Consider the following 14071-nt stretch of genomic DNA (forward strand, 5'->3'; position numbering starts at 1 on the left):
GAGGTACATATTCCGATGAGACGAAACATGCATGGTGTCCTGCTATCCAGAGCCAGAAAAATCGCGCTCGCCTTTCTTGTCTTTTGCTTCGCCTTAGCTCCGTATGCGGCATTTGCCGGTAAAGAGGGCGTTTACATCAGCGGCAGCTCTTATTTTACACTGGAGAAGGTCCGATTTTCCGAAGGCTCCGACGACGCTATTTTGCGCTTCTCGGTAGCGCTGCATAACGGAGACAGCGTTCCGATCGACTACAATAACTACGGCGCAAGAGTGACGGACGACAGCGGCTTCAGCTACTCCGCGCAGCTCACGGGTCAGCAGAACGCTCGCGTGCAGCCGGGGAAGGAGCAGCAGTTTGCCTATGAGGCCCGGGTTACAAAAGGACTGAAGCCGGAACAGCTGCAGGTGACGCTGTTTACCTGGAATTACGGAACGACGGTTTCAATGAGCGATCTTGGCTCTCTTTCGGTTGCGGCGGCCATGTCCGAGACGTCCGGGACATCGCCGGAAGCGGTCGTTCCGCTTAAAAAAGTGGATGCCGCGTTTTCCAATGACGATAAAGTCAGCTTCCGCGTAGGCAACGAGTACTTTGTTAGCGAGAACAACGAGTGGGCACTGTATACCGATCTCATCGCGGAAAACGCGGGAGACAACGGATTGACGCTGCCAGCCGGACTGAAAATGCGTCTGGAAGATTCGAACGGTCAGGTAGTTTCGGTAACGACGGTCGACGGCGCGGATCGCTCGCTGCTTCCCGGCAAACCGCAACGTATTACGATTCGCGCGGCTCTTCCTTCGGCCGCGTCCACCGGCGACTGGACGCTTCAATTTTATTATGTGAATGGTACGGCCTCTACGGTGCTTGAAAGCCTGCCTGTCGGCCGGACGTCGTCGGTATCGGCGATCGGCAACGCCCGATCGGTCGCGGACAGCAGCGGCCAGGAAACGGTATCGGTTCAGGTCGAGTCGGCCGCCGTTACGCCGAGCGAAGCGGGACAGTGGGTATCGGCAAAGGTTCTGGTCAGCAACAAGGGCACGAAGGTAGCGGCCATTCCTAAGCTGGCCGTGAAGTTCCAGACAAGCGACGGGGCGGTAAGCGTTTCGTCCGAGGATACCTCCGTACATGCATCCTATTTGTCTCCTTCCGAAAGCGAGACCTTTACGTATAACGTGCTGCTGCCGAAAGGTGTTTCCGTATCGGATATGCAGATCGCTTTGTTCGAGAGCCGGGGCAGCGCAACGGCTGGAACAGGCTCGAATACGAATGCGAACAACACGAATGCAAACAATGCCAATAATGCGAATACGAACAACGCGAACAATGGCAATTCGAACAATACGGGTACGCAGACGAAAACCGTGCCGGTGCTCGTGACCAGCTTAAGCCGGGCTCAGGTGAATGCGACAAGCGGCAGCAGCGATTATGCATTAGGCGATTCGCTGGGCTTGACGCTAGATAAGAAAGCGGAAGTTGCTTTAACCGATTTGCATCTTTACGATAATGAAAGCAATGGGTTCAAAACCGTTGTAGCTAAATTCAAGTTTACGAACAAGGATACTACCGTTCTGGCGACTCCGGATTTGGCATTCGAATTGGTAGACGATTCGGGTCATATTTACTCCGGTACGAAGCAAACGACCGTGCCTGCACAGCTGGCCACAAACAGCAGCTACCTCATCAGCTATTCCTTCCTGATGATGTCCGCCGATACGGAAAAACCGATGCAGCTGCGTGCATACAATGCCAAAGATACAAGCCGAGTACCGCTGGGTAACGTACAAGTTAGTATCCAGGATGATGATGTGACTGATATGAATTGGGGAGTTTACCCGTATCAGTTGGATGTAAAATCGAAAGAATTGGTGCACAGCGTACTTAGTACGACATTTTCGTATACATTACGATTGGATGTAGATGTACAGCGCAAGGAGCAAATCATTGCGGATGCCGCATTGTCGAAGCTGCAGTTTGATCTGATCGATGCACTGGGGCAAGTCATTTCTACTCAATCGATCGCCTTCCAGGGTAACGTAAAACTGTTGAATGGATTGAACGAAGTTACATTTACAAATTTGAAAATCAATCAGTTCAGCTCTAAAAACTTTGTTAACGTATATGAAACGATCGATACCCCTAACGGCATTGTTAAGCGTAAAGTGATGGAAATTCGTAATTGGTAAGTTACAGGCAGCGGTATGGCTAAGTGCCATACCGCTTTCTTTTTTTCCAGCCGCAAAGGGATTCTTTAGTTCGGCAGGCACGAACCGATAGTGGTAGGAATATTGAAACTTTCGTCGAATCAGTTCAGCAGATGGAGAAAGCTTGGAGGAGGAGAGAGAATGAAGAAGAAAATAGCTTATCTTTGCGGAGGGCTGCTGCTTGCGGTATCCGGTATCGCGGCTGCGGACGGTTTGCGGGGCGAATATAACGGGTATCCGGTCGTACAGGTCGTCGTTAACGGCAAAGCGGTGCAAGGCGAAGTGCCGGGGATCAACATGGACGGTAGTACGTTAGTTCCGCTGCGGCTCGTCAGCGAAGCGCTCGGGGCGAAAATCGACTGGAATGCGTCAACATCGACGGCATCCGTTACTATAGCGGCGCTGCCGGCGCCATCGGTCCCGGCTAACCCGCCGGAGACGACTCCGAAGTCGAAAGAAGACATCGAAAAGCAGAGGCTGGAAGAACGCGTAGAGGCGATGTATGCAAAGGTCGAAACCTATATCGAACGATTGCCGGTCATTCGCGAGAAAATACGCATCGCCAAAGAATTTTATGACATTAAAAAAAGCAATCAATATTTCGTAGCCATGCATGAACCATATTGGAAGACGTTTGAGGATATGTACCTCTCCATCATGACGGATACGAGCAGTGATGATCTTAATAAAGCGAAACTGCTCGGCATTCTAGATCCCGAGTTTATAAAACTGCTGGATGCCGCACATAATTCCTTTTCGTATTATAAACTTAGCGTAGAGCATTTCGTCCGTTACGTTTCGCTGGGACAATCTCAATTTCTCGAATTGTATATTTCAAGCTACGCCAACGCTTTCGAAGAAGAGTTGAAGGCGAAGGAGATGCTTGAAGCCGCGGCACAAGGGAAAAATCGCTAGGCTATTTTTGGCAATGAGAGCGCGAAAGTGATATAGTGGGTTTAAATTTCGTTTTGAGGCAGGAGGATACACGATGATCAGGCCGGCAACTGCCGCAGATGTAGATGAGGTTATTCCGCTGCTGTACAGCGCGATCGGTTCGATCGCCTATTCGCTTGCAGGGACGACCGACCATGAAGAAGCGATGCGGATTTTGTCCGATTTTTACCGCAAGAAGGGCAATCGGATTAGCTATGAACAGATTATAGTCGAAGAGCGCGACGGGAGACTTGCTGGTATTCTCGTGTCCTACGACGGGGGCCGCGCGGATGAGCTGGATGCGCCGTTTGTGGAGAGAGTCCGGAGCGAATATGGCCGGACGGATTATACGATCGCGAAGGAAACGCAGCCGAACGAATATTATTTGGACTCGGTCGCGGTTAGCGATGAGTTCCAGGGGCAGGGCATCGGCAAGCTGCTTATGCAAGCGTTCGAGGAAAAAGGCAAGGCGGAAGGTCATTCCAGGCTTTCGCTGATTGTGGAGGAAGAGAACGATCGCGCCTATCGGCTATATGTCAAGATGGGATATCAGGAGGATGGGACGCTCGAAGTAAGCGGATCCCTATACCGCCGAATGGTGAAGCTGATCCGTTAATGGGTGACAATAACATGTTCTCAGAAGAAGCCGCGTTAATCGCGGCTTCTTTTGTTTATGGGCGGATACGGGCAGATCATCAAAAAACATAACTACTTCCCGGAAAGTTATGTAGAAGCGGCAGGACGATTTTAATAGCATGAAATTAAGTTTAACTCTTGGCTAATTGCTAAAAAAATCGGGATACGAGGTGACTGTTATGGCTGAACGCGCAGATTCGAAGAACCGGGTAAACAGACGGCAAATACTCAAGATTGGGGCTGCGGGCACGGTTTCGGTTGCGGCGACTCTTTTAGGCGGAGGAGTAGGGTACGCCTTGGGGAATGGAGTCAAACCGTTGACGACATTGGGAGAATGCGAATGCGAGGAAGATATCGTTCAACTGCAGGGGGAGATTGGTGATATGACGGAGCTGGGGGTTACGCCGAGAAACCTGACGAAGACCCTTTCCGAACGTTCATTAAACGTAAAAGATTTCGGAGCAATAGGCAATGCATCGACCGGGGATCAAGCCGTCATTCAGCAGGCGCTTGACTTTGCAAGAAGTCATTCGATCGAGCATGTCGTATTCCCGAGCGGCGTTTATTATGTCGATGCCGGTTCGACGAGCGACGGCAGCTCTGGCGGTATCGAGCTGTACGATAACATAACGATACATATGCAGGCGGATACGGTGATCCAAGGGCTGGCTTCCAGTGCGACTAATTCGAATATTTTCAGAGCAAAGAACAAAAAAAATATAAAGATTTTGGGCGGCATCATAAAAGGCGACCGCATGACGCATCTGGGAACGACAGGGGAGTGGGGGCACGGCATCAATATTTTGGGCTGTGAGCAGGTAACGATTGCCGGTACTTGCATCATGGACTGCTGGGGGGACGGTATCTATATCGGCAGCGATCCGTTAACCAATGCTCCCGCCAAACAGGTTAGACTGATTCAAGTGAAGTGCAGCAACAATAGAAGACAAGGTTTGAGCGTGACCTCCATAGACGGTCTGTATGCGGAACATTGCTCGTTCAGCGAGTCGAATGGAACTTCTCCGCAATGCGGCGTCGATTTGGAGCCCAATACGAAGCTCGGGATGCTGAAGCATGTCGTCTTTATGAATTGTCGGGCGGATAGCAACGAGCTGGTAGGGTTTCTGGTTCAATTATCACGGCTGGATGCCACCAGCGAACGGGTCGATATTCAATTCGTCAACTGCAGGACAAGCGGCAATAAATACGGCTATTGCATTCAATATTGCAACGATTATGTAAAAGGATCGGTGAAGTTTGTAGACTGTACGGCCACGAACGAGTTGTGGAATGGCTTTCTTGAAACGTCCTGTTCGTCTTTGGGAGTTGAAACCGTTTACCGGGGCTGCGCGGCTTACGCTTGCAATACCGAAAACAATACGGCGAATACAGGGGCTTTCGGCGCGTCGTTTTTTATCAGGGAGGATTCGAGACAGCCGCGGACTACGATCGGCAATGCGATCTATGAGGCATGTGTATCCGTGGAAGATCGAAGCACCCCGACCATCCGAAGAGGGTTTGCCATCTCGACGGCCTATGCGGCAATCCCCCGCCATGTCAAATACGTGAACTGCGAATCGTACGGGGAGAGCATTTCGATGTTTGAGATCATCCCGACAGCCGAGAATATCGTTGCGAAACACGATGTATGGAAGGAGATCGATTGTACCACGAACACGACGGTAAAAACGCGACAACTTGGCTTCACGCATACGAATCGGGGGGCGTCCGGCGAAGTTCGGCTAACCCTGCCTCCGGCAAAAGAAAATTATACGTTTCAATTCAGAGTGGAGCAGGGGCATTACTTTAACATTGCCCCGCATAGCGGCGGTCAACTATTGGGTTTAACCGCTGCGGCGGATACAGAATTACGGTCTCAAGCGATAGGAGCGTCAATAGCTTTGAGGGGCAGAACGGACGGAAATTGGGAGGTAACCCGCGTAGTTGGGGAATGGGAAGCAGTGTGACGTTGGATATGATGTCAAGCTGGCATCACGGTTTTCCTAATAAATAGGGGGTCTATCCATGATTACTATGAAACGTGGGAAGTTATCCGCTGTTTTGATTTTTGCGGCAGCAATGGCGGCCTGCTCGGAGAAAGAAGCACAACCATCCGCGGAAATACCTACTGAACCGGTGACGCTCCATTTTTATGCGGCCAGCAACTCGGTTATGCTCGTAGAACAGGTTCACGAGGCGGTCGCTAAAAAATTTCCTCATATAAAGTTAAAAACGACCGTCGACGGCGGAGAAGTCAAAATTGAAAATATGATCAGTGCCGGTCAGGTACCCGACCTCATTTCATACTCGTTGGGTGGCGTAACGAAGCTGAAAGATTTACAACTTGTGTCGGATATGACACCGCTTCTTCAAAAACATGGTTTCGACTTGACGCGATTGGCTGATGGCGTGGAACAAAATGTGAGGTCATTTTCGGATTTTGACGGTCGATTCATTTTAATGCCGTATGAGCTGAACAACAATGCCTTGTTTTATAACAAGACGATTTTTGACAAGTTTGGTGTCGCTTATCCGAAGGACGGCATGACATGGGAAGGACTGCTCGATGTTGCCAAACAAGTAACGCGAATGGATGGCGGCGTGCAGTACAAAGGGTTCCGTTTCGAAGAGACGAATATGGTATTCAAAAACCAGCTGGGCTTGCCGTACATCGACCAGAAAACATTGAAAGCGGCGGTGAATACGGATGGGTGGAAGCACTGGCTGGAAACGATGACCGCCTTTTTTGCAATCCCGGGCAATGCCTTGAATGGGCAAGTTTCGGAGAAGGACGAATTTGTCAAGGAGCAGACCCTGGCGATGCGTACGGGGCCGAATTATATGAGCGAGCTGCCGGCCGTGACCGCAAAGGGAGGATTCGACTGGGATGTCGTGTCTCTTCCCCGCTTCAAGGGTTTCGAGAATAAGGGATCGCAGTTCAACGCACCGTACTTTGTAATCCCTCCAACGAGTAAATACAAGGATCAGGCGTTTCAAGTGATCGACTATATACTAAGCGACGAGATGCAGACGATGATGTCCAGAATGGGTCGCTTGCCAATCATCAAGAGCGAGAAGGCCGTCAGCGAGTTTGGAACGGGGGTCGAAGGCTTGCGCGGAAAAAATGTGCAGGCGTTTTTCAAAGATACGATCGATAGCCCCGTGCCTGCAACGCAATATGATACCATTGCCAAAACAACGCTGGTCCGAAAAGGGACGCGAGGCATTGCGGTTGACCGGAAAGATGTTAATACGGCTTTACGGGAAATCGAAGATGAGGTCAACAAGCAGATCGAGGCGGAAAAGGCGAAGTAGTCGTTAACGTTGCGGACGGTCTTTGCGGCAGTCCATAATCCCTATGTATGAGGTCGTCTCGTCCTATCTTCTATATGTTATGTTTACTTATTAGATGCAATAAATCAAAAACTCCTTGCCAAGCAGGGAGTTTTTGATTTGTCTGATCGATCCAATCCGCTATTCCAGCGACACGTTTCCAAGCACGGACGTGCCTGTTCCTTGATCTGCAATTCCGTTTGAATTGTAGAGCGTTGTGCCGAATAAAAGCTGGTTGTTGTGAATGATGTTATATTTGGACTGCGGAGAATTCACGCGTATACCGTCCATGGGGCCATAGCGAATTACATATTCGGACGAAGCGTCCGGGGCGACGGTCCAGGCCGGCGTACAAACGGCGGTTTGCGTCGTACCGTCGTAAGATGAGATTTTTCTTTTTTGGCCCGCACCGGTTCCGCCGACCAAATAAACCGTCATCGTGTTGTACTCTCCGCTTGTGGCGGAAGCGGCATTGTCCAGCACAATCGAAGTGGTCGTTCCGCCCTTTGCCGTTCCGGCGTGCTTGAACCGGTTTTGCACCGTGTTGCCCTGGATGGTATTGAAGCTTGCACTGTCTACAATCATAACACTTGTGCTTGACGCAGCGCTTCCGCTTTCATCGATCACGTTGTTGGCCACCAGGCAATAGTTGGTAGTCCCGGAAAGCCGAATGGTGTTGGTCGCAATGTTGTAGAGGTGGTTATTCGTAATGCTGATCGAGCTTGCATTTTCCAGCCAGATGCCGATGCCGTTGCAATTTTGAATCAGGTTCCCCTCTATCGTATAATTGGTCGATTTGCTGATCCACAAGGACCTGTTGATCGAGTCGGACATAATGTTGCCTTTCAGGGCGACGTTTTGCGTCAACAGTCCGTTAATACGGGAGGCGGGGCCGATGAGCGTGTTTCCGATAAATTCGACGTATTCGACTGTTCCTAACGTCCCGTTCATCGTAAAGCTGCCACCAGTATTGTTTTGGAATAAACAGTTGGCAACGGTCACTCGGCGAACGAAACTGCCGGGGTCCGGCTCGAGATCAATGCCAAACTCCGGGGCATGTCCGTGCGTATTGACAAACGTGGAGCTCTCGATCCGCACGTTCTCGGCGCAGGTGACGCTGATTCCTTGCCGGCGGTTATTGTCGCAAATCACGTTCTGGAACGTAATATTGCGGGCAGCGTTGCTCTGGGTCAGATAATATCCGACAACGGAAGCGTCTCCCCAGCAATCCGCGATGTACAAGTCGCGCACGAGCACGCGGTCCGATCCGCCGATCGCAATGCCATAGCCCCATTGTCCCGTTGTCCCCGGATGCTCGTTTCGTTCCCCGATGATTTTGCCGCCGCCTTCGATGGTGACATTGGTTTTGCCGAAAATATTAATGATCGTATATCTAGGCGTTGCCGACGGAAACGCTTTCAAAATAGCCGAAGGGCTTATCACGATTGTCGTGTTGTTCTTCGCTTGGATGCCCGCATTTAATTGACCCACGCTTGTTGCATCGGCCCGGATCATGTACGTTCCTTCCGGAATATATACCGTCACATTGCCATCGCCGATGGCCGCGTTGATCGCCGCCGTATCGTCGGTCGTGCCGTTTCCCGCTGCGCCGAACCATTTCACGTTGACGAATGACTGCTCCACAATCCGCTTGAAGCGGGCGCCCGATGTTGAGACGAGAACCGTTCCCGTATTGTCGGGCGATGCTGCGTCTAGAGGATCGTAGAGAAAAAATCCTTCCATTCCCGGGTCGGTTACATAATAGGGTATCCCTTCCTTAGGAGACGTTTCCGCCCGCAGCTCGCTTATGGTTGTCGAAATGCATATTTCGGTTTCCAACCATTTCGGTCCGGACTTGCCCTTGTTGTATGTAGCCTCCCAAACCGATGTCTCCATTCCGCTCGTCGTACCGACGGAAGCTTTGTAAAATAAGGTCGCCGCTCCTGTTGCGCCGATGGCGGCCAGCAGCTTTCTCCTAGTCATATTGGCCATCTTATTGCTCCTCCTATTAATGGAATGAGTTATTCAGTAAAGTTTTGCGGCTGCTTCGAGATGCGAAGGCCCCGTATCAGTAATCGATATCTGACGATTGCCGCAATTCAAGTATAGAGTACGCCCGGATGAGACGTACATGGCAATTGCAAATGCTGAGATGTAGGTTTTTAACCAAATGCTTCTTCATTTTTCATGTGAATTTTTAACATTTTCGTTTCGCCATGCTATAATGAAGGCAATGAAGGGGGCGTGGGGATGGGGGAGCCGAAAGATTTCTTGCTGTCGCTTGCAAGCGGGGGATGGATGCGGGTGCAGACGATAGCGCCGGGTTCTTTCCGGGTCAGGTTGAATGAGACGGGACTTTTTGCAGAGCCTGCTTTAACGCGCTATCAAATTGTAAGCGCTATCTTGGAGACGGAGAGAGGTGCTTGCAAGGCGCCTCCCGGGACCGTTGTGGAAATTCGTAGCGGACAAGCGATGCTGCGAATGGACGGCAGAGACGGGCAGTTCCGCTTGTTCGGGGCGGATGGGGAAGAACGGGTGGCGACGAGCGCCTCCCCCTGGTCGAGCGATAAGTCCGGGTTCGGCGTACGTTTTCGGCTGGGGGGTGACGAAGCGTTGTACGGGCTTGGCAACATCGCCCCGGAGCGGCTGCAACGGCGCGGCTTGCGTGTCGAGATGTGGGGAGAAAAACAGCTGTGGGCGAGCGCCCCGATTCCTTTCCTGATGAGCTCGAGCGGTTGGGCCGTTATGGTGAATACGACATGGCGCCATCTGTTCGATATTGGAGCTTCGAACGAAAACGAGCTGCTGATCGAAGGGCTTACCGGCGAGCTGGACTTGTTTCTTTTCGCAGGTAACGACTATGCGGAGCTGTTAGACGCTTACACTAACGTTGCGGGAAAACCGCCCCTGCTGCCAATCTGGATGTACGGACTGAACTTTTGCTCGCGGATCGGGTCCAGCGCCCGCGATGTGCTGGACGATGCGATCAAATTTCGCCGCGCCGGGACTCCCTGCGATTTGATCGGCCTGAATGACGATTGGATGGAGCGGGCAAAAGACTTCTCGACGACGAAACGATGGCATCCGGTTCGATTCCCGACAAGTACGAACGATCTGCTGCGCCAAGTTTCCTTTATCGGCATATTGCACAAGCAAGGGTTCAAGCTGAGCCTGGCTTTGGGCTGCGATTACGATTTGACGGTGCTCGAAGAGCGGCTGGCCCGCGAGAATAGGAGGGCGAAATGGGAAGATCGCAACGACGGATACGGAGAGGACGAGCAGCCTCTTCATGAAGATTCGTGGTACGAGCACTTGCGCAAGTTTGTCGATGACGGCGTGTCGGCATTTGTCCTGCACCCGAATAACCCGATGCACGGCGATCCCGGGCGAATCTGGGGGAATGGTATGAGCAGCGCCGAGCTGCATAATCTTTACCCGGTTTTGCTCTGCAAGCAAATGTATGCCGGCTTCTTGAAACAGACGAACAGGCGGCCGGCGATCCATATAGAGCGAGGGTATTTGGGGATGCAGCGGTTTGCGGCCAGTACGACAGGGACGTTTTACACCGCAAAGCACGCGATCGTGGCAATACTTCATTACGGTCTTTCCGGTCATGTCCATACGACAACGAACATGCATCTCATTTCGCGCGAAGGCATTCACGCCGATTTTTTGCTGGCCTTGTCGCGAATTAACAGTATGGATCATTTCCAGCATCCGGACTTTCTGGAGCATCCGTTGCAGGAGCTGTTTCAGCGCTATGCGCGATTGCGCTACAGTCTAATCCCGTATCTATATTCGGCCGCTCATGCTGCCGCACGCACCGGGATGCCGATTGCGCGGGCTATGCCGCTTATGTATCCGCGGGACCGGCATTGCCGGGAGCTGGATGGACAGTACATGCTAGGCGATTTTTTGCTCGTCGCCGTTTATACCGAGAGCGTTTATTTGCCGGAAGGGGTCTGGTTCGATTATTGGACGGGGAAACGTCACAGCGGTCCGTGCCTGATCGAAGTAAGCGTTCCTCCCGAAGCGGGCGGACCCATGTTCGTGCGCGCCGGGGCGATTATTCCGATGTGGCCGCCGATGGACTATATCGGTGAGCGGCGGGTTGAGACGCTCACGCTGGATATATACCCCGGAGCTCACGGGAGCTTTCTCTTGTATGAAGACGACGGCGTTTCGTTCGACTATTTGGCGGGGGCATCCGTCCAAACGTGTTTGGAGTGCGCGTCGGATCAAGCGATGACGACAGTTCGCATTGCAAAGCGCAAGGGAACATTCACCGGCATGACGGTCAAGCGGAGCTACGAGCTCATTGTTCGCACTAACGCCAAGCCTGCAGCGGTTCGGGTGGGAGGGGAGCGCCGTCCGGACCGCACAGCGCGGAATAAAGCCGATCCGTTCCGGAGCTGGCGGTACGATCGTTTGACGGGGACGGTCAGATTCCATGTAGCGGAAGCCGAGTTCGGCGAAGATGGCGTTTGCATCGAAATCGTTCATCCGCCGAAAAGCGGCCGCTCGGCTACCGCTCGCACCGGGGCCGAGAGCAGATCGGTGGCGTCGGTCGATCCGTTCGGCGGGCCAGCGGCCAGTATGCTTGGCCGGGGGATAAGCGATGCCGCAGGTGGCGGGGGGGACGCGATTTCAGACGACCTTGAAGCGGACAATGCTTTCGCCGCCGCTTTGGAATCGGGCGAGCTGCGGGTTGCGGAAGCGGCTTTGACCGTATGGTGGGGGGCGAAAATGAAACAAGCCGCTGCCGTTTGGCAGCTGCATGTAATGAAAGGCTGTTACCTGATTGTGCGGCAGGCGGAGCGAAGCGGATGGACATCCGCGGATGCCTTTAAGCGCATGGAGGATGAAGCCTATGAACTGGCGCAACTGCAAAAGCCCGAACAAGGCTACGAGCTGCTTCAGCGGCTCGTGAGCCGGCTTGTCAGGCAAATGGAAACGCCCCATCCCGGGGCGAAACATCCGGTTATCCGCGAGCTGCTCGAGCTCGCGATGCGGGAGCCCGAGCGTGACTTGTCGCTAAATGCGATGGCCGAACGTTTCGCGCTGCATCCGGTTCATATCAGCCGGCTGTTCAAAAAGGAAACCGGCCGCAACTATTACGATTATGTCATCTCGATGCGGATGATGCGGGCCAAGCAACTGCTGAGAGAGGGCCACAAAGTATATGATGCCGCGTCCCTCTGCGGCTTCAAGGATGCCGGTAATTTCTCAAAAGCTTTCAGCAAATATTGGGGGGAGCCGCCGGTCAGCTTCAAACAGGAACGGTGCTGAGCCGCTGTTTTAATGATTCAGAAAGTTTAACTTCGCTAAAGCGTTAAAGCGAAGTACGAGGTTCTGAACCAAGAAAAACTACCACTAAAATGCGGTCGCTCATCCTTGGAATACGTCGATTGACGTTTTTCTTATACTTTCATATCGCCGTGCTGCAGGCGGGACGTTTCGACTTGAATCGTGGCGTGTTTGATTTTGTATTCCCGCTCGAGCAGATCAACGGCCTGCTGAAGAATCGTCTGGTCATCGGCATCTTCAGCGACGAGGAGATGACAGGTCAAAGAGTCCAAACCGGACGTTATGGTCCAAATGTGAAGATCGTGCACGTCCCGGACGCCTTCGATGACTAGAAGCGATTGCTTCACGGCTTCGCTGTTGATCGTAATCGGCGTGCCTTCCATTAGGATATGAACCGCTTGTATGATAACCCCCCAGGCGCTTCGCAGAATAAGCAGGGCGACCAGAACGCTGATGATCGGATCGGCTATATACCATTTGAACAGGAGCATAATCAATCCGGCGAGTATCGCACCAACCGAACCGAGTGCATCGCCCAGCACATGCAGATAAGCGCTGCGAACATTGATGTTGCTTTTCACGTCGCTTTTGCGAACGAGCACCCAAGCGCTGGCCAGATTGGCTAACAGGCCGATCGAAGCGATCAACATCATGGAGCCGCTGGACACGACGGGAGGATTCAAGAACCGATGGTAGGCTTCCCAGATAATAAAGCCGGCGATAAGAAACAGCGTAGCCCCGTTAAACAAAGCTGCCAAAATTTCAAACCGGTAGTAGCCGTACGTTTTGTTCGGAGCGGCCGGCTTGGCGGCAAACCACATCGCGACAAGGCTTAACGCCAGGGAAGCCGCATCGCTGAGCATATGTCCGGAGTCGGAGAGAAGGGTCAGGCTGTTCGTAAGCAACCCACCGACAAATTCCAGAATGAGAATGGAGGAGGTAATCCCTAAAGCGATCGTTAGTCCTCTCCGGTTGTTCGGCCCATGATGATGGTGTCCGATACCGTGGGCATGGGAATGCCCGTGGTCGTGATCGTGCGCATGAACGTCACTGTGATCATGATCGTGATCATGGTCGTGCTGATGTGTGTCATGATGGCGATGCTCTTGTTCAGCGACTTGGTTCTGATCAAAGCGTTGTTTGCGTGGGATCGATTGTGCCATGAACACGACCTCCTAAATTCAATATATGAACAACTATTCATATGTATTATATTCCGTGTCGAGGCAGGATGCAAGAGGGGAGTTCGGCATTCTTATTAGTCTGCACCAAACCAACGGATTCTAACTAGGACATCGGCGTCAAGCATTAACGTTGACCGATCCGATCGCGCATCACTTGACATACCCTCGAGGGGGAATGTACATTAAAGTGACTATGGACCGGTTCAAACCATGCGGTTACATAAGGAGGAAGCGAAATGAAGAGTGTCAATCTGAAAGTAAATGGGATGTCCTGCAACCATTGCGTCAGCGCGATAGAGAAGGCAGTGGGTCAGCTTGGAGCATCGGCCAAGGTCGATCTCAGTCATCATTCCGTTCAAGTGGAGTTCGACGACAGCAAGCTCTCAATAGCCATCATTAAAGAAGCGATCGAAGATCAAGGCTACGATGTTGTATAAATGCCGGTCAACACCAGAAGAGCGCTCCCTAGCCGGGGCGCT

Annotated in this window: 9 protein-coding genes; 7 read left to right on the top strand and 2 right to left on the bottom strand. The window is 52.2% G+C overall.

Features of this window, described 5'->3' with window-relative positions:
- Positions 1-15 precede the first annotated feature (15 nt).
- From D7M11_RS13270 to D7M11_RS13290, 5 genes are all read left to right on the top strand, one after another.
- Positions 16-2181, top strand: coding sequence for a hypothetical protein (locus D7M11_RS13270; RefSeq protein ID WP_120747705.1), 2166 nt, complete (start codon positions 16-18; stop codon positions 2179-2181).
- 159 nt (positions 2182-2340) lie between these two features.
- On the top strand, positions 2341-3114 hold the full coding sequence (locus D7M11_RS13275) for a copper amine oxidase N-terminal domain-containing protein (protein ID WP_120747706.1): 774 nt from the start codon (positions 2341-2343) through the stop codon (positions 3112-3114).
- A 73-nt stretch (positions 3115-3187) separates the two neighbouring features.
- Positions 3188-3748, top strand: coding sequence for a GNAT family N-acetyltransferase (locus D7M11_RS13280; protein ID WP_120747707.1), 561 nt, complete (start codon positions 3188-3190; stop codon positions 3746-3748).
- A 199-nt stretch (positions 3749-3947) separates the two neighbouring features.
- Positions 3948-5735, top strand: a complete 1788-nt coding sequence (locus D7M11_RS13285; RefSeq protein WP_120747708.1) for a right-handed parallel beta-helix repeat-containing protein — start codon at positions 3948-3950, stop codon at positions 5733-5735.
- Between the two features lie 58 nt (positions 5736-5793).
- Positions 5794-7083 carry an ABC transporter substrate-binding protein gene (locus tag D7M11_RS13290; RefSeq protein WP_120747709.1) on the top strand — a complete coding sequence of 430 codons (1290 nt, stop codon included), beginning with the start codon at positions 5794-5796 and terminating at the stop codon, positions 7081-7083.
- 159 nt (positions 7084-7242) lie between these two features.
- On the opposite strand, the gene D7M11_RS13295 is transcribed toward D7M11_RS13290, so the two are convergent.
- Positions 7243-9093, bottom strand: coding sequence for a right-handed parallel beta-helix repeat-containing protein (locus D7M11_RS13295; protein ID WP_120747710.1), 1851 nt, complete (start codon positions 9091-9093; stop codon positions 7243-7245).
- Between the two features lie 258 nt (positions 9094-9351).
- On the opposite strand from D7M11_RS13295, the gene D7M11_RS13300 reads away from it, so the two are divergent.
- Entirely contained in the window at positions 9352-12390 is a 3039-nt protein-coding gene (locus tag D7M11_RS13300) for a TIM-barrel domain-containing protein (RefSeq protein ID WP_120747711.1), read from the top strand.
- A 131-nt stretch (positions 12391-12521) separates the two neighbouring features.
- Here the strand turns inward: D7M11_RS13300 and D7M11_RS13305 are convergent, their stop codons facing one another.
- A complete protein-coding gene (locus D7M11_RS13305) occupies positions 12522-13571 on the bottom strand; it encodes a cation diffusion facilitator family transporter (RefSeq protein ID WP_120747712.1) in 1050 nt (349 codons plus the stop codon).
- Between the two features lie 257 nt (positions 13572-13828).
- On the opposite strand from D7M11_RS13305, the gene D7M11_RS13310 reads away from it, so the two are divergent.
- Positions 13829-14029, top strand: coding sequence for a copper ion binding protein (locus D7M11_RS13310; protein WP_120747713.1), 201 nt, complete (start codon positions 13829-13831; stop codon positions 14027-14029).
- Positions 14030-14071 lie beyond the last annotated feature (42 nt).

This window comes from Paenibacillus ginsengarvi (genome assembly GCF_003626695.1).
Lineage (GTDB): Bacteria > Bacillota > Bacilli > Paenibacillales > NBRC-103111 > Paenibacillus_AB > Paenibacillus_AB ginsengarvi.

Coding starts and splice junctions, on each gene's coding strand:
- D7M11_RS13280 (WP_120747707.1), top strand. CDS start 3,188: ATGATCAGGCCGGCAACTGCCGCAGATGTAGATGAGGTTATTCCGCTG.
- D7M11_RS13275 (WP_120747706.1), top strand. CDS start 2,341: ATGAAGAAGAAAATAGCTTATCTTTGCGGAGGGCTGCTGCTTGCGGTA.
- D7M11_RS13310 (WP_120747713.1), top strand. CDS start 13,829: ATGAAGAGTGTCAATCTGAAAGTAAATGGGATGTCCTGCAACCATTGC.
- D7M11_RS13285 (WP_120747708.1), top strand. CDS start 3,948: ATGGCTGAACGCGCAGATTCGAAGAACCGGGTAAACAGACGGCAAATA.
- D7M11_RS13295 (WP_120747710.1), bottom strand. CDS start 9,093: ATGGCCAATATGACTAGGAGAAAGCTGCTGGCCGCCATCGGCGCAACA.
- D7M11_RS13270 (WP_120747705.1), top strand. CDS start 16: ATGAGACGAAACATGCATGGTGTCCTGCTATCCAGAGCCAGAAAAATC.
- D7M11_RS13300 (WP_120747711.1), top strand. CDS start 9,352: ATGGGGGAGCCGAAAGATTTCTTGCTGTCGCTTGCAAGCGGGGGATGG.
- D7M11_RS13305 (WP_120747712.1), bottom strand. CDS start 13,571: ATGGCACAATCGATCCCACGCAAACAACGCTTTGATCAGAACCAAGTC.
- D7M11_RS13290 (WP_120747709.1), top strand. CDS start 5,794: ATGATTACTATGAAACGTGGGAAGTTATCCGCTGTTTTGATTTTTGCG.